Annotated in this window: 20 protein-coding genes; 13 read left to right on the top strand and 7 right to left on the bottom strand. The window is 69.3% G+C overall.

Annotated elements, in window-relative coordinates:
* Positions 1-76: 76 nt before the first annotated feature.
* Together AB6807_RS12205 and AB6807_RS12200 are read right to left on the bottom strand one after the other, a co-directional pair.
* Positions 77-1,510 carry a sensor histidine kinase gene (locus AB6807_RS12205; RefSeq protein ID WP_371085177.1) on the bottom strand — a complete coding sequence of 478 codons (1,434 nt, stop codon included), beginning with the start codon at positions 1,508-1,510 and terminating at the stop codon, positions 77-79.
* Positions 1,510-2,193, bottom strand: a complete 684-nt coding sequence (locus AB6807_RS12200) for a response regulator (RefSeq protein ID WP_371084751.1) — start codon at positions 2,191-2,193, stop codon at positions 1,510-1,512. Before AB6807_RS12200 ends, AB6807_RS12205 begins: the two co-directional genes overlap by 1 nt.
* Positions 2,194-2,421: 228 nt before the next feature.
* Between AB6807_RS12200 and AB6807_RS12195 the strand changes: the two genes are divergently transcribed.
* Positions 2,422-3,513 (top strand): alpha/beta fold hydrolase, encoded by a 1,092-nt coding sequence (locus AB6807_RS12195; RefSeq protein ID WP_371084750.1) that lies wholly within the window; start codon positions 2,422-2,424, stop codon positions 3,511-3,513.
* A gap of 12 nt (positions 3,514-3,525) precedes the next feature.
* On the opposite strand, the gene AB6807_RS12190 is transcribed toward AB6807_RS12195, so the two are convergent.
* A complete protein-coding gene (locus tag AB6807_RS12190; RefSeq protein WP_371084749.1) occupies positions 3,526-4,401 on the bottom strand; it encodes an NAD(P)-dependent oxidoreductase in 876 nt (291 codons plus the stop codon).
* 115 nt (positions 4,402-4,516) lie between these two features.
* Between AB6807_RS12190 and AB6807_RS12185 the strand changes: the two genes are divergently transcribed.
* Positions 4,517-4,870 (top strand): winged helix-turn-helix transcriptional regulator, encoded by a 354-nt coding sequence (locus tag AB6807_RS12185; protein WP_371084748.1) that lies wholly within the window; start codon positions 4,517-4,519, stop codon positions 4,868-4,870.
* Positions 4,871-4,915: 45 nt separating this feature from the next.
* Here the strand turns inward: AB6807_RS12185 and AB6807_RS12180 are convergent, their stop codons facing one another.
* Genes AB6807_RS12180 through AB6807_RS12170 form a run of 3 tightly spaced genes read right to left on the bottom strand, consistent with a single transcriptional unit; the run spans position 4,916 to position 6,327 of the window.
* Positions 4,916-5,317, bottom strand: a complete 402-nt coding sequence (locus tag AB6807_RS12180) for an OsmC family protein (protein WP_371084747.1) — start codon at positions 5,315-5,317, stop codon at positions 4,916-4,918.
* Between the two features lie 39 nt (positions 5,318-5,356).
* Complete coding sequence (locus AB6807_RS12175; protein ID WP_371084746.1) at positions 5,357-5,863, bottom strand: N-acetyltransferase family protein; 507 nt, start codon at positions 5,861-5,863, stop codon at positions 5,357-5,359.
* A complete protein-coding gene (locus tag AB6807_RS12170; protein WP_116914227.1) occupies positions 5,860-6,327 on the bottom strand; it encodes a winged helix-turn-helix transcriptional regulator in 468 nt (155 codons plus the stop codon). Before AB6807_RS12170 ends, AB6807_RS12175 begins: the two co-directional genes overlap by 4 nt.
* A 128-nt stretch (positions 6,328-6,455) precedes the next feature.
* Here AB6807_RS12170 and AB6807_RS12165 point away from each other — a divergent pair, with 128 nt between their 5' ends.
* Positions 6,456-7,757, top strand: a complete 1,302-nt coding sequence (locus AB6807_RS12165; RefSeq protein WP_371084745.1) for a D-amino acid dehydrogenase — start codon at positions 6,456-6,458, stop codon at positions 7,755-7,757.
* Between the two features lie 66 nt (positions 7,758-7,823).
* Here the strand turns inward: AB6807_RS12165 and AB6807_RS12160 are convergent, their stop codons facing one another.
* Positions 7,824-8,903: a Rieske 2Fe-2S domain-containing protein gene (locus AB6807_RS12160; RefSeq protein WP_371084744.1), complete on the bottom strand. Its 1,080-nt coding sequence runs from the start codon at positions 8,901-8,903 to the stop codon at positions 7,824-7,826.
* Between the two features lie 359 nt (positions 8,904-9,262).
* Between AB6807_RS12160 and AB6807_RS12155 the strand changes: the two genes are divergently transcribed.
* From AB6807_RS12155 to AB6807_RS12110, 10 genes are all read left to right on the top strand, one after another.
* Positions 9,263-10,300 (top strand): ABC transporter substrate-binding protein, encoded by a 1,038-nt coding sequence (locus AB6807_RS12155; RefSeq protein WP_371084743.1) that lies wholly within the window; start codon positions 9,263-9,265, stop codon positions 10,298-10,300.
* Between the two features lie 18 nt (positions 10,301-10,318).
* On the top strand, positions 10,319-10,855 hold the full coding sequence (locus AB6807_RS12150) for a nucleoside deaminase (RefSeq protein WP_371084742.1): 537 nt from the start codon (positions 10,319-10,321) through the stop codon (positions 10,853-10,855).
* 104 nt (positions 10,856-10,959) lie between these two features.
* Positions 10,960-11,973 (top strand): quinone oxidoreductase, encoded by a 1,014-nt coding sequence (locus AB6807_RS12145; protein WP_371084741.1) that lies wholly within the window; start codon positions 10,960-10,962, stop codon positions 11,971-11,973.
* A 35-nt stretch (positions 11,974-12,008) separates the two neighbouring features.
* Positions 12,009-12,839, top strand: coding sequence for an urease accessory protein UreD (locus tag AB6807_RS12140; RefSeq protein WP_371084740.1), 831 nt, complete (start codon positions 12,009-12,011; stop codon positions 12,837-12,839).
* A 186-nt stretch (positions 12,840-13,025) separates the two neighbouring features.
* Entirely contained in the window at positions 13,026-14,534 is a 1,509-nt protein-coding gene (locus AB6807_RS12135) for a DUF4331 domain-containing protein (protein WP_371084739.1), read from the top strand.
* 23 nt (positions 14,535-14,557) lie between these two features.
* Positions 14,558-14,851 (top strand): hypothetical protein, encoded by a 294-nt coding sequence (locus AB6807_RS12130; protein ID WP_371084738.1) that lies wholly within the window; start codon positions 14,558-14,560, stop codon positions 14,849-14,851.
* An 85-nt stretch (positions 14,852-14,936) separates the two neighbouring features.
* On the top strand, positions 14,937-16,115 hold the full coding sequence (locus AB6807_RS12125; protein WP_371084737.1) for a hypothetical protein: 1,179 nt from the start codon (positions 14,937-14,939) through the stop codon (positions 16,113-16,115).
* The gene (locus tag AB6807_RS12120) at positions 16,102-17,346 is read left to right on the top strand and encodes a HupE/UreJ family protein (RefSeq protein ID WP_371084736.1); all 1,245 of its coding nucleotides are present in this window, start codon (positions 16,102-16,104) and stop codon (positions 17,344-17,346) included. Before AB6807_RS12125 ends, AB6807_RS12120 begins: the two co-directional genes overlap by 14 nt.
* 314 nt (positions 17,347-17,660) lie before the next feature.
* Entirely contained in the window at positions 17,661-18,545 is an 885-nt protein-coding gene (locus AB6807_RS12115) for an STAS domain-containing protein (RefSeq protein ID WP_371084735.1), read from the top strand.
* Between the two features lie 10 nt (positions 18,546-18,555).
* Positions 18,556-18,905, top strand: a 350-nt coding sequence (locus AB6807_RS12110) for an STAS domain-containing protein (RefSeq protein ID WP_371084734.1), incomplete at its 3' end; no start/stop codon positions are given.

The raw sequence follows: 18,905 nt of genomic DNA, 5'->3' as shown, positions 1-18,905 counted from the left end.
ACCTGACCAGGCCTTTAGGGGGCATTTGCGGGGCGCCGGGCGCGCTTCGGGGCGCGCTTCGGGCCGCGCCAGCCGCTCAGGCGCACAGCAAGGGCTGGGGCGCATCCGCCTCGGCCAGCGGCAGCCGCACGGTCGCCAGCAGGCCGCCGCCCGCGGCCTCGCCCAGCGTCACCTCGCCGCCATGCCGGTCGACCACCGACTTGACGATGGCCAGCCCCAGGCCGCTGCCGCTCTGCGTCTGTTCCGGATTGCGAAAAAACCGGTCGAACACGCGCTCCCGCAGCGGCGGCGGAATGCCCGGGCCGCGGTCGGCCACGCTCAGCACGGCATGGTCGCCGTCGCGCGCCACGTGTACCGTCACCGTCGTGCCCTCGGGGCTGTACTTGATGGCGTTGTTGATCAGGTTGTCGACCATCGAGGCCAGGCTTTCGCGCTCGCCGAGCACGGGCACCGGGCCGCGCGCGTCGTCGCACACCAGCTCCAGCTCCACCTGGCGGGCGCTGGCCAGGCCTTCGATCATGGCCAGGCGGTCTTGCACCAGCGCGTCGAGCGACAGCATCACCGGCAGGTTGTTGCCGGAGACCGCGTCGCTGCGCATCAGCTGCAGCAGCTGCCCCACCAGGCGCGCCGCGCGGTCGTTGCTGCGCAGCAGGTTGCCCATGAGCTCGCGCTGGCCCTCGTCGGTGCTCTGCTCCTTCAGCGCCTCCACGTTCACGCGCATGGCGGCCAGCGGCGTGCGCAGCTCGTGCGCCGCGTCGGCAATCAGGCTGCGCTCGCGCGAGGTGCTGTCGCGCACCCGCTGCAGCAGGCTGTTGATGCTCTGCACCAGCGGCTGCAACTCCTTGTGCGGCGGCGCGTACGACAGCGGCGTGAGGTCGGCCGGCCCGCGCTCGGCCGTTTCCTTGCTCACCTGGCGCCACGGCCGCAGCGCCAGCCGCACCGACAGCCACGCCGGGAACACCAGGAACGGTAGGCTGATGACCAGCGGCAGCAGGTAGAAGCCGCGGTTCAGCACCGTCACCGTCAACCGCCACACGCTGGGCTCGGCCAGCATCACGCGCGTGTCGGAGGTGGGCGACACCAGCGTGCGCGCGCGCCATTCGCGGTCGCCGGCCTTCACGGTCTCGATGCGGTTGGGAACGGTGTTCAAGATCACCGGCACGGCCGCCGTCGAGCGGTAGATCAGCCTGTCCCCCTGCCACACCTGCATGACCGGCGCGCTGTCGGACGCGGCGTCGCCGTCGCCCACGGTCTCCAGCAGCGCGGCGTCGAAGGAGGCCAGGGTTTCCTGCTGGCGCTGCGGGTGGTCGGCCATGTTCTGCGAAATGGCGATCACGGTGTTGAAGATCTTGTCGTACTTCAGCAGCTCGGGGTCGTCGTAGGAGTCGTAAAGCAGCAGCGCGATGGTCATGGTCCACAGCAGCGCCACCACGGTCATCTGCGCCAGCAGCAGGCGCCGCATCAGGGAAGGCTGTTTCCAGTGCTTCCAGCGCCGCGCCAGCGCCTGCATCACTTGGCCGCGCTCCGCACCAGCGATTGCATGTCGATCACATAGCCGATGCCGCGCACCGTGCGGATGTAGCCCTGCCCGATCTTCTTGCGCAGGTTGGAGATGTGCACCTCCAGCGAGTTGCTGCCGTTGGCCTGCCCGCCGGGCAGCACCTGCTCTTCCATCACGCGACGCGTGACCACGCGGCCGGTGCGCTTGAGCAGCAGCGCCAGCAGGTCGAACTCGCAGCGCGACAGCTCCACCGGCTCGCCGTCGACGATCACGCCGCGCGTGGGCTCGTGCAGCGCCAGGCCGCGCATGCGGATGGTCTCGTCGTTGAAGCCGTAGCTGCGGCGCGCCAGCGCCCGCACCCGCGACAGCAGCTCGGCCAGCGCGAAGGGCTTCACCAGGTAGTCGTCGGCACCGTCGTCCAGGCTGCGCAGCCGGTCGGTCAGCGCGTCGCGCGCGCTCAGCACCAGCACCGGCAATATCTGCTTGTCGCGCCGCAGGCGGAACAGCAGGTCGAGCCCGTCGCCGTCGGGCAGGCCCAGGTCGAGCAGCACCATGTCGAAGGTGCCGCCGTCGAGCGTGCGCAGGGCGTCGTCGAGCCGGCGCACCCACACCACGTCCATGCCCTGGTTGGCCAGCGCGATGCGCACGCCGTTGCCTAGATCAAGGTCGTCCTCGACGAGCAGGAGGTTCATGGGTGTACAGGCCGTGCGGCCCGATGTGCTGGAGGAGGCCGAAGTATCTGCCAAGCCATTGCGGCGCACTTCAGGAAATCTTCATGAAGGGCCAAGGCGCCCTTCAGCCGCCGAACAGACACTGGAACGACACCTTCCAGAAAGCCCGCGCACGTGAATCGCCTCCTGAATCGCCTCCCCCAACCGCCCGCCACCGACCCGTGTTTCCAGCCCCGGCGCAGGCACGCCTTGCGGGCCCTGCACGCGCTCGCGGCCTTTGCCGCCGTTCCGCCGGCGTTGGCACTCGCGGCCTGCGGCGGCGGAGGTTCTGGCGGGGGTGGCGGTGGTGGCTCGGTGGGCCCCGGCCCTGCCGTTGGCGCCGTGTCGGTGACGGAGCACCTGGTGAAGGTGTCGGCCACGCCCGATGTGTCGCTGCAGGTCCGCGACTGGCACGTCCCCGGCGCCACGGGCCCTGTCATCGTGCTGCTGGCCGGCCTGGGCGGCAACGCGCGCTACTTCGACAGCCTGGCCCCGGCGCTGGCGGCCGACTTTTCGCGCGTGGTGGCGATCAGCCGGCGCGGCTACGGCCTTTCGGGCAAGCCGCTGCCGGTGAAGAGCGCCACCCAGCACTACGAGGTGGACGACCTCGTCGCCGACCTGAAGGCGGCGCTCGACGCACTGGGCCTGCAGCGCGTGGTGCTGGCCGGGCACTCGATCGCGGGCAACGAGCTCACGCGCTTTGCGGGCCGCTACCCCGAGCGCGTGCAGGGGCTCGTCTACCTGGACACCACCTGCGACTACACGCTCGACGGCGACACCGGTGGTGAGAAGCCGCCAGACAACAAGGCGCTGGACGAACCCGTGCCGGGCGAGGCCGACAACGCCTCGCTGCAGGCCGCCGTCGCCTTCAACCGGCGCCTGACCAAGAACTGGTGGCCCGCGCTCGAAGCCAATTTGCGCGACTCGCTCGACCTTCGCCCCGACGGCAGCGTGCGCCCCAACACGCCAGAGAGCGTGGCCGAGGCGATGAACTTCGCCGCCCACCACTTCGCTCCCGACTACAGCGCCGTGCGCGCGCCCGCGCTGGTGGTCACCGCCCTGCCCGCGGCAGTGAGAGACCTGCTGCCCTGGGTCGAAGAGCCCATGGCCCCGGCGGTCCGACAGGACGCCCTGACCACGGTGCGCCTGCTGCGCCACGTCTACCAGGCGAACGCCGACAAGCTGGCCGCGGCATTGAAGACGAGCCACAGGCTCACGCTGGACAACGCCTGCCACACCGACTTCCTGATGGAGCGCGAGGCCGAAGTGCTGCGCGCGATCCGCTTCATGACGTGGGCTTGACGCGCAATCGGTTCAGCGCCGCAGCAGCTTGATGAGCGCCGCCAGCTCTTCCCCGCCGAGCCCCGCCGCGTCGGCGCGCTGGAACAGGCCCGCGGCGAAAGTCGGAAACTCGGTGTTGATGCCCGCGTCGCGTGCGCTCTGCAGGATGCGTTGCGTGGCCTCGACCGAGATGCGCATCGGGCTCTGCGAGATGGCGAAGTCGCCGGACTGGATGACCGCGCCCTCGTGCTGCAGAAAGCCCGCGAAGGTCGGCATGATCCCCGCGACGATGCGGCCGTAGGCGGCCACGTCGAAGCCTTCGTGCTCGGCCACGCGCGCGCCATGCAGGAAGCCCAGCAGCGTGCCGTAGATGGTCGAGAGCGTGGCGAGGTCCATGGCCGCCGCCGCGCTCGCGGCCTCGCCCAGGTAGACGATGCCGCCAGCCAGCACCTCGAGCCATGGCCGGGCCTCGTCGAACACGGGCCTGGCACCGGACACCAGCAGCGGCGTGTCGGGCTGGCCCATCTGGTCGGGCGCGGCCTGGATGGCGCCTTCGAGGTAAGTCGCGCCGTGCCGCTGCGCCCAGGCCTGCGCGTCGCGCGCATCCTGCGGGCTGCCGGTGGTCAACTGCACCAGCAGCCGCCCGTCCAGCGCGGCGGCGGCGCCCGGCGACGAAAGAATGGCTTCTGCGGCGCGGTAGTCGTACACGCACATGACGGCGACCCTGCCGGCGCGCAGCGCCTCCGCCGCATCGCGCGCCAGCAGCGCGCCGCGGGCCACGAGTTCGCGCGCCTTGTCGGGGGTGCGGTTCCATACGGTGACCTTGTAGCCCTGGTCGAGATACAGCCGGGCGATGGTGACGCCCATGGCACCCAGGCCGAGCACGGAAACTTCTTTCAGAGAATTCATGACGATGTCGATGGCGGTTGTGATGACGCCCGCATCGTAAAAATTGAGCTCCGTAACCGTCAAGTACCTACAATTAAGTGAGGTACTTACCAAAACGTCTGTATTGGAGCGGCACATGGCAGCCAAGAAACCCTACAACTGCGGCATCGGCCCCGCGTTCGAAGTCATCGGCGGCAAATGGAAGGCGGTGATCCTGTGGGAGCTGCACGTGCAGCCGCGCCGCTTCGGCGAACTCAAGCGGCTGCTGCCGGCCATCAGCGAGAAGATGCTGATCCAGCAGCTGCGGGAACTGGAAACCGATGGCATCGTGCACCGCGAGGTCTTCCACGAAGTGCCACCGCGCGTCGAGTATTCGGAGACCAGGCTGGGCGCCACGCTGAACGCCGCGCTCGGCCCGCTGGCCGACTGGGGCGACCGCCATGCCAAGCGCGTGGAGGCGGCGCGCAAGCAGGCCGAGGCGGCGAAGTAGCAGGTGTCGAGGCAGAGGCAGAGGCTGGGCCCTTGCCTCTGCAAGTCAATCGGCCCAGCCGGTCTCGATCTCGGTCTTCACCTCGGTCATGAGCTTGTGCACCGGGCACTTCTCGGCCACGCGCAGCAGCTCGTCACGCTGCGCGTCGCTGAGGTCGCCGCTCACGCGCAGGCCCGACTTCAGGCGGTACACGCCCTTGCGTTCCTCGCTGGCGTCGCGGTCGACCAGCACCTCGATGTCTTCCACCGGGATGCCCTTGCGCCGCGCGTAGATCAACACCGTGAGCGCCTTGCAGGCCGCGAGCGACGCGTCGTACAGGTCGTGCGGGTCGGGCCCCGCGTCGCTGCCGCCGCCGGCGGGCGAGGCATCGACAGGAATCTCGTGGTTGCGGATCTTGAGGATGTGGCGGGTGCCGGTGGTGCCGTCGCGGCGGATCGAAATGGTCATGCCGTTGTCCTTGTGTTCTTGTGTCGTCGATGGGCTGGATCAAGAAGAAGAGGAAGGTGAGAGCGCCTTCACATACAGGATGGTCGTGAACCCGCTGTGCCATTCGAGGTCGGGGTAGCGCTCGGCCTCGCGGTAGCCCAGCGCCAGGTAGAAGCCCTGGCTCTGCGTGTTGAAGGTGTCGGTTTCCAGCCGCGCGAGCGCGATGCCCTCGGCGCGCATGCCGTCTTCCGCGAAGGCCATCAGCGCGCGGGCGATGCCCTTGCGCTGCTGCGCGGCGGGCACGTGCAGCGCCAGCACGAAGTCGTGCTCCCAGTGCACCATGCCGACCACCTCGCCGTCGATCTCCGCGACGAAAAATGCCGGCCCCATCTCGTCGATGTAGCCCACGGGCTCGCCGCTTTCGCGGTAGGCGGCGGCCGCTTCGGGCGTGAGCTGCGGCAGCCAGGTGCCCGCGAAGGTGTCGTCGAGGATGGCCTTGACGGCGTCGAAGTCGTCCAGCCGCCAGGGCCGGATGACGATGTCGGGAATGTCGTGGTTCGAGGTCATCGATCCGTGGCCAGCAGCAGCGTTTCCTTGATTTCCTCCATCACCACGTAGCTGTGCGACTCGGCCGCCACGGGCAACTTCTTCAGGATGTCGCCCAGCAGGTGGCGGTACTCGCTCATGCCGCTCAGGCGCGCCTTCACGAGGTAGTCGAAGCTGCCCGACACCAGGTGGCACTCGAGCACCTCGGGCATGTGCAGCAGCTCTTGCTTGACCTTGTCGAACACGTCGCCCGACTTGGCCGAGAGCTTGATTTCCACGAACACCAGCAGCGTCTTGCCCAGCGCCTCGGGTGCCACACGCGCGTGGTAGCCGGTGATGACGCCGTCGCGCTCCATGCGCTTCACGCGCTCGGCGCAAGGTGACGCCGACAGGCCGATGTGCTCGGCCAACTCGGTCATGGACATGCGCCCCTGGCGCTGCAAAACGTCGAGGATCTTGCGGTCGATGCGGTCGAGTTCGGGCATTTCACTTCGCACGTGGCTTTGGGCGATTTTCAGCAGTGCTTTTCACTGCCGAATCTCTAAAAACGATGGAATCCACGGCATTGTGCACTTTAGATTCCATGTATTCCATCTGAATCGGCGAATACACCATGAAAGTCATCGTTCTCGGCGGCGGCGTGATCGGCACCACCACGGCCTACTACCTCGCGCGCTCGGGCGCCGAGGTCACCCTGCTCGACCGGCAGGACGGCCCGGCCGAGGAAACCAGCTTCGGCAATGCCGGCCAGGTGTCGCCCGGCTACTCCACGCCGTGGGCCGCGCCGGGCATTCCGCTGAAGGCGATCAAGTGGATGTTCAAGAAGCACGCGCCGCTGTCCATTCGCCCGGACGGCACGCTGTTCCAGCTGCGCTGGATGGCCGCCATGCTGCGCAACTGCTCGCCCGAGGCCTACGCGGTGAACAAGGAACGCATGATGCGCGTGGCCGAATACAGCCGCGGTTGCCTGCAGCAGCTGCGCGCCGACACCGGCCTGCAGTACGAGCAGCGCACCGGCGGCACGCTGCAGCTGTTCCGCACGCAGGCGCAGCTCGACGCGGTGCAGCGCGACATCGCGGTGTTGGAAGAATGCGGCGTGCCCTACGAACTGCTCGACCGCGACGCGCTCGCCCGCGTGGAGCCCGCGCTGGCCGGCGCGCGTGACCGCCTCACCGGCGGCCTGCGCCTGCCCAACGACGAAACCGGCGACTGCCACCTGTTCACGCGCGGCCTGGCGGAAATCGCCCAGGGCATGGGCGTGGACTTTCGCTTCGGCCAGACCATCGCCGGACTGGAAACCGACGGCAACCGCATCACCGGCGTGCGCACCACGGCCGGCAAGGTGCTCACGGCCGACCGCTACGTGATGGCCTTCGGCAGCTACTCGCGCGCCGCGGTCGCCTCGCTGGGCCTGGACATTCCGGTGTACCCGGTGAAGGGCTACTCGCTCACGGTGCCGCTGCTCGACGAGTCGCTCGCGCCGCAGTCGACGGTGCTCGACGAGACCTACAAGGTGGCGGTCACGCGTTTCGACAAGCGCATTCGCGTGGGCGGCATGGCCGAGCTGTCGGGCTTCGACCTGCGCCTGAACCCGGCGCGGCGCGCCACGCTCGAGAAGGTGGTGACCGACCTGTTCCCCGGCGGCGACGTGCCCCGTGCCACCTTCTGGACCGGCCTGCGCCCCATGACGCCCGACAGCACCCCCATCGTCGGCGGCACGCGCTACGCCAACCTGTTCCTCAACACCGGCCACGGCACCCTCGGCTGGACCATGGCCTGCGGCTCGGGCAAGCTCATCTCCGACATGGTGATGGGCCAGCGCCCGGAGATCCGCACGGACGGGCTCGCGATGGACCGCTATGAACAGGGGTCTTCGCGCGGCACGCGCCCCAGTCCTGCTGCTGCACCGGCCTGACTGGTCGGCCTGTTCAACGACCGCCGCGCATAACGCTCACGCCGGCGCAGTCGCCCCACACATCAATCAGGCAGCCTTGGCAATCGGTATCACCGCGTTCATCCCGCGGTAGACCTCCGCCTCGCCGTGCTTCGCAAGCAACTGCATCAGGTGCTTGCGAATCAGCATGCCCGGCCGGTCGGACTCCATCGAATATTCCACACCGCGCCGGCGCGTGTCGACCAGCGCATCAGGGTCCGTCGACTCCAGGATGTCCTTGTCCTCGCGCGTGACCGCATCGTCGAAGTCGATGAGCATCTGCGCCGCGCAATCGGCCTCGGTGTCGTTGCGGAACAGCCATTGGCACAGCTGCATGCGCCCGTCGTCGATGGGGGTGAAGCAGTTGATGATGATGTGGCGCACGCCGCTCGGGTACTCGATGTCCAGCCGGCGCGAGAACGGCAGGAAGTAGGCGTTGCGCATGTGGCGCGTGGTGATGGGGTCGGTCACGCCGCTGATCGCGTGGAACTTCACCGGGTTGGTGGCCTCGATGACCGTCTCGGCGTAGAAGCCCGACTCGTTTTCCACCAGTTCGTACTTGCTCGGCTTCGGGCTCGCGGCCACGCCGAAGGTGGCGCGGTGCACGAAGCTGAAGTGCGAGTTGTCGAAGGAGTTTTCCAGCGCGCGCATCGGGCTGGTTTGCCACTCTTCGTAGAACTGGAAGATGGTGCGGTAGCCCGGGTCGTCGAACTCCGGAATGACCGGAATGTCGGCAATGGGCTCTTCCAGCGCCACCCATGCATAGCCGTAGCGCGCGGTGCAGCGGTAGGCCGTGGTCTTGTACTCGGGCGAGATCTTTCGGTCGGGCTCGTACTGCGGAATGCGAACGACCTGGCCGCTGCGGTCGTAGGTCCAGCCGTGGTAGCCGCACTGGATGGCGCCGGTGCCGCAGGCCTGGCCCTCGCTGTCCACGCACCAGCCCTGCGACAGCTTGGCGGTGCGGTGGCAGCACCGGTCGCGCAGCGCGGCGGGCTCGCCGCTGGAATCGATGAAGAGAACGATGTCTTCGCCCAGCAGCCTGAAAGGCTTGGGGCCGTGGGCCAGTTCGGTGAGCGGCATGACGGCATGCCAGAACTTGCGGAAGACGGGTTGTTGGGTAACGAGCATGCGCGGACTCCTTCTGTGGTCGTGTGGGACGAACGTGAAAGAGCAATTTCCTGCCTGCGTGCCGAGGGTTCTTGGAACCCGTGTGGCATCGCGCGACTGAACGCTTCTACTCTGCGCAACCTGCCTCGCAAGTTGCGCGCCCGGATTGTGGCGCGGCCGGCCCACGCCTCCAAGCCCCGAATGCAATGCCCGAGCAAAACCGGCTGGCATCGCGCTTGGCATGCGTCGTGCATCACGCCCTGCAAGAGTAGAAGCGTTCAGCAGCGCACGCACCACGAACGTGCGCCCGCCCGGAAATTGCTCTTGAAGCGCCTTCTGCCCTGCAGGGGGATTCAAGACCCGAAGATCCGAGGCCCCACATGCAACGCCGACTTTTCCTTGCCGCCACCGCGGCCACCGCCGCCACACTTGCCGCCCCTTCCGTCTTCGCGCAGAGCGGCGGCAAGCTCACCCCGCTCAAGTTCACGCTCGACTTCCGCATCAACGGACAGACCGCGCCCTTCTTCCTTGCGATGACCAGGGGCTACTACAAGGACGAGGGCCTCGACGTGAGCATCGACACCGGCGCGGGCTCGGTGGCTTCCATCACGCGCATCGCCAGCGGCGTGTACCAGATGGGCCTGGGCGACATCAGCTCGCTGGTGGAGTTCAACGCGCAGAACCCGGGCACGCCGATGGTGCAGGCCGTGTACCAGTACTACAACCGTGCACCGTTCGTGATCATCGGGCGCAAGGACCGCGGCGTGACCAGCGACTTCAAGAGCCTGCAGGGCAAGAAGGTGGCGGCCGCCGCGGTCGAGTCCACGCGCCGCGCCTGGCCGATGGTGGCGCGCAAGCAGGGCATGCGCGCCGATGCCTTCCAGTGGCAGACCACCGACTTCAGCGCCCGCGACAACGTGATGGTGCGCGGCGACGTCGATGCCGCCACCTACTTCCACGACTCCGCCATGTCGCTGTTCGCGCGCATGAAGCCCGAAGACCTGTCGGTGCTCAAGTACGCGGACGCGGGCGTGAACCTGTACGGCAACGCCATCCTCGCGGGCAGCAACCTGGTGGCGCAGAACCCGAAGGTGGTGGCCGCCTTCCTGCGCGCGACCAACCGCGCCATCGTCGAGACCTTTGTCAACCCGGGGCCCAGCATCGCGGCCATGCGCCAGCGCGAGCCCATCCTCGACGAGAAGGTCGAGCTCGCGCGCTGGGCCGTGACCGCGCAGTACGTGGGCGCGGCCGACACGCGCGGCCACGGCCTGGGCGACATCAAGAAGCTCACGCTCGAGCAGCAGGTCGACGAGGTGGCAGACGTGTTCGGCCTGAAGGTCAAGCCCGCGTCCGACGCCATCTTCAACACTTCGATGCTCCCATTGCGCAGTGAACGCAACCTTCCTGCGACGACTTGATATCGAAAAACATCCAGCATGAACTTCAGCAACAACACCCAAGCCAGCACCGCCTCCTACCCCGCCGAAAACACGCTCGACGAGCGCGACGGCCGCTACCTGCGCAAGGCCATCGTCTGGTCGCACGCGGCGCGGCGTCGGGGCAACCGGCCCTTCGGCTCGGTCATCGTCTCGGCCTCGGGCGAGGTGCTGGCAGAGGCCGCCAACAGCAACACCGAAACCGGCGACTGCACCGCACACGCCGAGGTCAATGCGCTGCGTGCGCTGGCCGGGCGCAACATCTCACGCGAAGAACTCGCGGGCGCCACGCTGTACGCGTCGGGCGAGCCCTGCGTGATGTGCGCGGGCGCCATCTTCTGGTCGAACATCGGGCGCGTGGTGTTCGGCATCGACGCCGAACGGCTGCGCGTGTTCCGCGGCGAGCGGCAGGACCAGCGCGACGCCGAGCTGTCGTGCCGCGACGTGTTCCGTGCCTCTCCGCACGGCATCGAATGCATCGGCCCCGCGCTGATCGACGAGGCCAGCGCGGCGCACGACGGAGCGTGGAAGGCCTGACCACCTGAAAGACCCGCGCGCACCCGGGTCTGCGGCTTCGCCCAGAATCGCGTCGGCCGACCATGCCCGAGCATGGCCAACGAGACACAGGAGCAAGCCCCCTCATGACCCAGCCTTCGCATCCCTCCACCCACATCCCTACCCACACCCGCGCCATTCGCGTCGCCGACTTCGGCGGCCCCGAGTCCATGCGCCTGGAAACCGTCGACCTGCCCGCGCCCGCCGCCGGCGAAGCGCGACTGCGCCAGACCGCCATTGGGTTCAACTACATCGACATCTACCAGCGCAGCGGCAAGTACCCGCTGCCCTCGCCCTCCGGCCTGGGCCACGAGGCCACCGGCGTGGTCGAGGCACTGGGCGACGGCGTGACCGACCTGAAGATCGGCGACCGCGTGGCCTACATGAACGCCGGCGTGGGCGCGTATGCCGAGCGCCGCAACGTGCCGGCGGCCAAGCTGGTGCGCATTCCCGACGGCATTTCCGACGAGGACACGGCCGCCGTGTTCTTCAAGGCCATGACCGCGCAGTACCTCGTGAAGAAGACGCACCCGGTGCAGCCCGGCGACATCGTGGTGGTGCACGCGGCCGCGGGCGGCGTGGGCCAGATTCTGAGCGGCTGGGCCAAGGCGCTGGGCGCCACCGTCATCGGCACTGCGGGCTCCCCTGCCAAGTGCGAGGCCGCGCGCGCCGCGGGTTGCGACGTGGCCATCGACTACTCGAACGCCGACTGGGTGCAGCAGGTGATCGACGCCACCGGCGGGCGCAAGGCGCGCGTGGTGTACGACTCGGTGGCCAGGCACACCTTCCTGGGTTCGCTGGACTGCACCGCGCCCTTCGGCATGGTGGTGCTGTACGGCGCGGCCTCGGGCCCGGCGCCGGCCATCGACCCCGAGCTGCTCAACAAGAAGGGCTGCCTGTTCCTCACGCGGCCTTCGGTGTTTCCGCACAACGCGGACCCGGCCACCTTCCGCTTGAACGCGAAAGACGTGTTCGACGCCATGGCCTCGGGCGCGGTGCGCGCGGCGGTCGGTGCGCGCTTTGCGCTGGCCGATGCGCCCGAGGCGCACAAGGCGGCCGAACGGCGCTCGGTGACGGGCGCGATCGTGCTGCTGCCCTGACGAAAACGGCCAGGCGCTGCCTCTAGACTCGCTGCATGCCCTGGCACGCCCGTCTCCACCTCGCCTACCAACAAGAGTCCGAACGCACCGTCGCGCGCTTTCGCCACGACGGACCGCTGCGCATCCTGCAGAGCCTGTACCCCGAAGGCGACACCGTGTGCCACAACGTGCTGGTGCACCCGCCGGGCGGGCTGGTGGGCGGCGACACGCTGGACATCGACATCGAGGCCGCCGACGGCAGCCATGGCCTCATCACCACGCCCGGCGCCTCGCGCTTCTACCGCTCCGAGGGCGAGCTGGCGCTGCAGCGCACGCGCATCCGGCTCGCGGCCGGCGCGCGGCTCGAATGGCTGCCGCTGGAAGCCATCTGCTACAGCGGCTGCCAGGCCGAGAACCGGCTGTCGATGGAAGTCGCACCCGGCGCCGAGCTGATCGGCTGGGACGTGACCGCGCTCGGCCTGCCGAATGCCAACCAGCCCTTCGAGCGCGGCAGCTACCTGCAGCACATCGAGGTGCCCGGCACGTGGCTGGAGCGCGGGCGCATCGACGCGGCCGACCACCGCCTGCTGCAGAGCCCCATCGGCCTGGGCGGACACCGCTGCATGGCCTCGCTGTTCTTCGTGGCGGGCTCGCCGGTGGCGCGCGCGCGGCGCGACGCGCTGCTGGCCCACGCGCGCGCCGCGCTCGAGGCCAGCCCCCTGTTCGACAGCGCGGGCGCCACCAGCCCGCATGCCGAGGTGGTGGTGCTGCGCGTGCTGGCCCCGGTGGTCGAGCCCGCGATGCAGCTGCTGCGCCAGGTGTGGCTGGCGTGGCGCCATGAGCTGTGGCAGCTCAGCGCGGCCACGCCGCGGATCTGGGCGACCTGACCTCCAAGACCGCGGGCGCACGCGTTTGCGCCTGCGCCGCGGCATCGGCAATGCGCGTAACTACCTAGGCGCATTCACACATCCAGCTGAACTTGTTGGCCGTACTCAGACAACGCCGGCGCACCCACCTGTGCCGCGTGAGTCGTTCGTGCCCATTCCAACATTTCACTATCCGAGGTGACGCCGATGAGATTGCTGCCTACGCCCGTCCGGGCCTGTGTTCTCGCCCTGTGCGCGGTTGCCGCCACAGGTGCCCTGGCCTCCAGCCACCGCGAGGCGCCCTCCATCGCGGGCATGCCCAAGCTGGACGCCACCGACTTCTACATGTTCCGCAGCTACGAGCCCAACCGCCAGGACTTCGTGACGCTGATCGCCAACTACCAGCCCGACCAGAGCCCCTACGGCGGCCCCAACTACTTCACGATGGACCCGAACGGGCTGTACGAGATCCACATCGACAACACCGGCGGCGCGACCGAGGCGCTGACCTTCCAGTTCCGCTTCACCAACACGCTGCGCGACATCCAGCTGCCGATCTCGGGCAAGCAGGTGGCCATTCCGCTGGTGCAGGCCGGCGCCATCACCGGCCCCAACCAGGCCACCAGCAACCTGCGCGAGACCTTTACGCTGACCGTTGTGCGCGGCGACCGCCGCAAGGGCCGGGCCGAGTCCGTCACCAACGCCGCGAACGGCGCCGCGGTGTTCGACCGCCCGACCGACAACATCGGCGAGAAGACCTTCGGCGGCCCCGGCGGCTATGCCACCTACGCGGCGCAGCACCTGTACAGCATCAACATCCCGGGTTGCTCGACGCCGGGCCGCGTGTTCGCCGGCCAGCGCAAGGACCCGTTCACCGTGGCGCTGGGCCAGGTGTTCGACCTGATCAACCTGAACCCGCTGGGCACCACCAACGGCAACCCCGACGCGCTGGCGCAGAAGAACGTGTCGACCATGGCGCTAGAAGTGCCCATCGCCTGCCTCACCGCGGGCGGCAACGGCACCATCATCGGCGGCTGGACCACGGCCAGCGCCCGCCAGGGCCGCCTGATCGCCAGCCCGCCCAAGAGCGGCCACGGCACCACCACGCTCAACGGCGGCGCCTGGGCGCAGGTGTCGCGACTGGGCATGCCGCTGGTCAACGAAGTGGTCATCGGCCTGAAGGACAAGGACACCTTCAACAGCTCCAGGCCCGCGGACGACGGCCAGTTCGCCACCTACGTGACCAACCCGACGCTGCCCGCGCTGATCCAGACGCTGTACCCCAGCGCCCCGGCGCCCACCAACTTCCCGCGCACCGACCTGGTGGCGGCCTTCCTGACGGGCATCGACGGCGTGAACAAGCCGGCCAACGTGAAGCCTTCGGAAATGCTGCGGCTGAACACCATCACCGCGCCCACGCCCATGGCGAGCCAGAGCAACCTCGGCGTGGCCGGCGGCGACGGCGCGGGCTTTCCGAACGGCCGCCGCCCGGGCGACGACGTGGTGGACATCGAGCTGCGCGTGGCCATGGGCGCCCTGTGCGTGCTGACGGGCGCCAACGATGCGTTGAAGGTCGGCTGCAAGCCCGCCGACGCACCGGCCGGCGGCGCGGCCATCACCGACGGCGCGCTGCAGAGCCCCACGCAGTTCCCCGCCGCCTTCCCGTACCTGAACACACCGCTGCCCGGCGCCGTCAACGCCGCGCCGGTGCAGTGAACAAGGGGCACGCCATGAAGAACATGCAACGACTGTCCCGCGCCGCCGGCGCCGTGCTGGTCGCCGCGGCCCTTGCGGGCCTCGGCGGCTGCGGCGGCGGGGGTGGGGGCGGCAGCAGCTTCTACCCGTTCCCGGTCGGCACCACGCCGCCCCCGCAGGACGGCCAGCCGCCCGTGGAGGTCAGCGCCTACGACGCCTTCGTCGCCTACATCGTGGCGCTGGTGGCCACGAAGGTCGACAACGAGGACGCGGCCAACGTGGCCCAGTTCGACCCGCCGCCCACCTCGGAGACCAAGGACCCGGTCGCCACGCCGTAGGCACAGGCAGCACGCCATGCGAGCCGGCCCCCTCGGTACCCTCAGCGCCCCCCGCGTCCTTTGCACGCGCGCCATGCGGCAACGCTTGGCACTGCTGGCATGGATGCCGGTGCTGATCGGTGCGCTGGCGTGGCTCCTCGCCGGCACGGCGCATGCCGTGCCGCGCGTGCCCGCCAGCGACGACGTGGTGGTGGAAACACTGCCCGCCGTGGCCGGCTGGTCCGGCGAACAACGCCGCCTGCGCCGCGAACTGGTGCAGCGGCCCGACGACCCGGCGACCGCCATCAAGGCGGCCACCACCTACCTGAACCTGGCGCGCGACCAGGGCGACGCGCGCTACGCCGGCTATGCCATGGGCGCGCTGCAGGCCTGGGAGGCCAGGCCCGCGGCCGACACGCCACCGGCCGTGCTGGTCATGCGCGCCACCATCGCCCAGTTTCTGCACGACTTCGACGGGGCCGAGGCCACGCTGAAGGCCGCGCTGGCACGCCAGCCCAACGAGGCCCAGGGCTGGATCACGCTGGCCACCATCCTGCGGGTGCGCGGCCGCTACAACGAATCCGACGCGGCCTGCCGCGCGCTGGGCCGCGTCGGCCCCACGCTCTACGGCGTGGCCTGCCTGGCCGAGAACGCCGGCCTGCGCGGCCGGCACGACGAGGCGCGCGACACGCTGCAGCAACTGCTCGCCAACCCCGCGCTGGCCGGCGCCGCACAGGCGGGCACACGCCAGTGGCTGCTGACCAGCGTGGCCGAGGTCGAGGAACTGGCCGGGCGCCCGGCCCAGGCCGACGCCGCGTACCGCAAGGCCATGGCCGCGCAGCCGTCCGGCTACCTGCTGCTGGCCTACAGCGACTACCTGCAGCGCGCCGGCCGGCACACCGAGATTGCCGGCCTGCTGGCGAAAGAGGCGCGCAGCGACGCCGTGCTGCTGCGCCTGGCCATCGCGGCCGCCGCCGCGCAGAACAAGAGCGCCCAGGCCGAGGCCGACGAACTGCGCCAGCGCTTCGAGGCCTCCGCGCTGCGCCCCGGCACCACCGCGCTGCATGCGCGCGAAGAAGCCATGTTCGCGCTCGACGTGCAGAACGACCCGAAGCGCGCGCTCGAACTCGCGCGCCTGAACGTCAAGCTGCAGCGCGAACCCATCGACCTGCTGGTGTTCGCGCGCGCCGCCGCCGCCGCCAAGGACGACGCCGCGCGCGGCGAAGTGAAGGCCCTGATGCAACAGATCGGACTGAAGGATGCGCGTGTCGATGCAACGCTGTGAGCGCGCGCTGCTCTTCATGCTGCCTCTGCTGATACTGGCGGCGCTGCTCTTCGGCGCGGCGCCGGCCCACGCGCACAAGGCCAGCGACGCCTACCTGCAGCTGCACCGCAGCGGCGGCACCGTCAACACCATCGACACCGTCGATGTGCGCTGGGACATCGCGCTGCGCGACCTCGACGCCCTGCTCGAGCTGGACGCCAACGCCGACCGCAAGCTCAGCTGGGGCGAGGTGCGCACGCGCCTGCCCGACATTCGCGCCTACGTGCTCCCACGCCTGCGCCTGCAGCAGGGCCAATGCCCACTCGCGCTGGCCGAGGCGCAGCCTGCCGCCATCGAGGACCGCATCGACGGCGCGTACCTGGTGCTGCAGCTGCAGGGCCGTTGCACCGACGCCGCCGCGGCCGCGACCACCGCCGCGGCCACGGCTACGACCGCGGGCGGCACCCTCAGCATCGACTACCGCCTGTTCCACGAAGTCGACCCCACCCACCGCGGACTGCTGCGCATGGAAGCCGATGGCGCGGCGCCGCCCACGGTGCGCTCGCTCGACCCGTCGGCCGGGCCCGTCGAGGTGCCGTGGCCGGGCGCATCGGCCAACGTGTCCACGAACGCGGGCGCATCGGACACCAGCTTCTTCCGCGACGGCATCCACCACATCCTCATCGGCTACGACCACATCCTGTTCCTGGTGTGCCTGCTGCTGCCGGCCGTGCTGCGCCGCCGGCCCGAGGGCTGGGAGCCGGTCATCGGCTGGCGCGAGGCCGTGTGGCCGATGCTGGGCATCGTCACCATGTTCACCATCGCGCACTCCATCACGCTGGCGCTGGCCGGGCTGAAGGTGGTGACCATCTCGCCGCGCATCATCGAGCCGGGCATCGCCATCACCATCATGCTGGCCGCCATCGACAACATCTACCCGGTGCTGCGCGGGCGGCGCAAGCTGTTCAGCTTCCTGTTTGGGCTGATCCACGGCTTCGGCTTCGCGGGCGCGCTGGCCGAGCTCGACCTGCCGCTGCGCGACTTCGTGGTGGCGCTGCTGCAGTTCAACCTGGGCGTGGAGGCCGGCCAGCTGATGGTGGTGGCCGTGGTGCTGGTCGCGCTGCTGGCGCTGCGCCACTGGCGGCGCTACCCGCCGCTGGTGCTGCGCGGCGGCTCGGCGCTGGCGGTGCTGGTGGCGGCCATCTGGCTCGGCGAACGGGTGTTCGACGTGAAGGTGCTGCCGTTTTCCTGAGCCGTGCGCCGGTTGCCGGGTCGGCTGCCATGTCAAAAGACATTGCAGTGCCCGCTGCGCCTGCGTTCAATCGGCGGTCCGCGCGAGGGGGCGCGAGGGGGCGCGAGGGGGCGTGCGCCAAGCCACACGCTGCGCACGTAGGCGCCCGCCTACGTCAAGTGACGGCATCGGGCGTTTGCGAAACACCCTTAGCAAGCGTTTGCAACAGCTACGATCTGTAATGTGAAACGTCACATCTCCGCAGGTCGCACTTGCTCGTTCATGCAGCCCCCGTCGTTTCACGCGGACGACCCCAAAAAATCCAGAGGAACTTCATGAATAGCGAATACCAAGCGTTGCTGGCCACCCTGCGCGAGGAAGAAAAAGACGTCGTCGACAGCTGGCTCGACGAGGCGCAGCTGGTCGACGCCGGCGCGCGCCGCGCCGCCCAGACCGAGGCGACCGACATCCTGCGCCAGCTGCGCGACGCACTGCAGACCGATGCCGACCCCGCACGCTTCGAGGCCTCCGCCTGGGCGGGCCTGCGCGACACGCTGAACGCGCTGTCGAAAACGCGCGCGGCCAAGGGCCAGTCCGCGGCCGAGACCAGCCTGTTCGTGCTGGCGCTGAAGAAGCCGCTGTTCGCCGCCGTGCAACGCCGCCTGAATACCGACCCCGCCGCCATGGCGAACGCGCTGTGGGCGCTGTCCACCACCGTCGACAAGCTGGCGCAGCACACCGTGGGCACCTTCCAGCAGGCGCGCGAGGAAATCATTCGCCGCCAGCAGGAAGAGCTGCTGGAGCTATCCACCCCCGTGGTGAAGCTGTGGGACGGCGTGCTCGCGGTGCCCATGATCGGCGTGCTCGACAGCAGCCGCACGCAGATGGTGATGGAAGCCCTGCTGCAGCGCATCGTGGAAACCGGCTCCGAGCTGGCCATCATCGACATCACCGGCGTGCCCACGGTCGACACGCTGGTGGCGCAGCACCTGCTGAAGACGGTCACGGCCATTCGCCTGATGGGCGCGGACTGCATCATCAGCGGCATTCGCCCGCAGATTGCGCAGACCATCGTGCACCTGGGCATCGACCTGCAGGGCGTGCGCACCAAGGCCACGCTGGCCGACGCGCTGGCGCTGGCGCTGCAGCAGACCGGCTGGCGCGTGACGCGCGGGCCCATCGGTTCCGGCGCTGCCGCTGGCGGCACGGCAGAAAAGTAAGCGGCGCGCCATGGACCGCATTCCAATTCTTCGCATGGGCGACACCCTGCTGGTGACCATCCAGGTCGACATGCAGGACCAGACCGCCCTCACCCTGCAGGACGACCTGGCCAACCGCATCGCGGCCACCGGCGCCTCGGGCGTGATGATCGACATCTCGGCGCTGGAAATCGTCGATTCGTTCGTGGGTCGCATGCTCACCAGCATCTCGGGCATCGCGCGCATCCTGTCGGCCACCACGGTGGTGGTGGGCATGCAGCCGGCGGTGGCCATCACGCTCGTAGAGCTCGGGCTGTCGCTCGAGGGTGTGAAAACGGCGCTCAACGTGGAGCGCGGCATGGAGCTTCTTCGGCGTTCACG

It is taken from the genome of Variovorax sp. RCC_210 (assembly GCF_041355175.1).
Taxonomy (GTDB): Bacteria; Pseudomonadota; Gammaproteobacteria; order Burkholderiales; family Burkholderiaceae_C; genus Variovorax.
The sequence above is the reverse complement of the archived record's forward strand: the minus strand, read 5'-3'. Positions and strand labels throughout refer to the sequence as shown.

Excerpts from the sequence above, each read along its gene's own strand:
- AB6807_RS12205 (WP_371085177.1), bottom strand. The coding sequence starts at position 1,510 with ATGCAGGCGCTGGCGCGGCGCTGGAAGCACTGGAAACAGCCTTCCCTG.
- AB6807_RS12200 (WP_371084751.1), bottom strand. The coding sequence starts at position 2,193 with ATGAACCTCCTGCTCGTCGAGGACGACCTTGATCTAGGCAACGGCGTG.
- AB6807_RS12190 (WP_371084749.1), bottom strand. The coding sequence starts at position 4,401 with ATGAATTCTCTGAAAGAAGTTTCCGTGCTCGGCCTGGGTGCCATGGGC.
- AB6807_RS12185 (WP_371084748.1), top strand. The coding sequence starts at position 4,517 with ATGGCAGCCAAGAAACCCTACAACTGCGGCATCGGCCCCGCGTTCGAA.
- AB6807_RS12180 (WP_371084747.1), bottom strand. The coding sequence starts at position 5,317 with ATGACCATTTCGATCCGCCGCGACGGCACCACCGGCACCCGCCACATC.
- AB6807_RS12175 (WP_371084746.1), bottom strand. The coding sequence starts at position 5,863 with ATGACCTCGAACCACGACATTCCCGACATCGTCATCCGGCCCTGGCGG.
- AB6807_RS12170 (WP_116914227.1), bottom strand. The coding sequence starts at position 6,327 with ATGCCCGAACTCGACCGCATCGACCGCAAGATCCTCGACGTTTTGCAG.
- AB6807_RS12165 (WP_371084745.1), top strand. The coding sequence starts at position 6,456 with ATGAAAGTCATCGTTCTCGGCGGCGGCGTGATCGGCACCACCACGGCC.
- AB6807_RS12160 (WP_371084744.1), bottom strand. The coding sequence starts at position 8,903 with ATGCTCGTTACCCAACAACCCGTCTTCCGCAAGTTCTGGCATGCCGTC.
- AB6807_RS12155 (WP_371084743.1), top strand. The coding sequence starts at position 9,263 with ATGCAACGCCGACTTTTCCTTGCCGCCACCGCGGCCACCGCCGCCACA.
- AB6807_RS12150 (WP_371084742.1), top strand. The coding sequence starts at position 10,319 with ATGAACTTCAGCAACAACACCCAAGCCAGCACCGCCTCCTACCCCGCC.
- AB6807_RS12145 (WP_371084741.1), top strand. The coding sequence starts at position 10,960 with ATGACCCAGCCTTCGCATCCCTCCACCCACATCCCTACCCACACCCGC.
- AB6807_RS12140 (WP_371084740.1), top strand. The coding sequence starts at position 12,009 with ATGCCCTGGCACGCCCGTCTCCACCTCGCCTACCAACAAGAGTCCGAA.
- AB6807_RS12135 (WP_371084739.1), top strand. The coding sequence starts at position 13,026 with ATGAGATTGCTGCCTACGCCCGTCCGGGCCTGTGTTCTCGCCCTGTGC.
- AB6807_RS12130 (WP_371084738.1), top strand. The coding sequence starts at position 14,558 with ATGCAACGACTGTCCCGCGCCGCCGGCGCCGTGCTGGTCGCCGCGGCC.
- AB6807_RS12120 (WP_371084736.1), top strand. The coding sequence starts at position 16,102 with ATGCAACGCTGTGAGCGCGCGCTGCTCTTCATGCTGCCTCTGCTGATA.
- AB6807_RS12115 (WP_371084735.1), top strand. The coding sequence starts at position 17,661 with ATGAATAGCGAATACCAAGCGTTGCTGGCCACCCTGCGCGAGGAAGAA.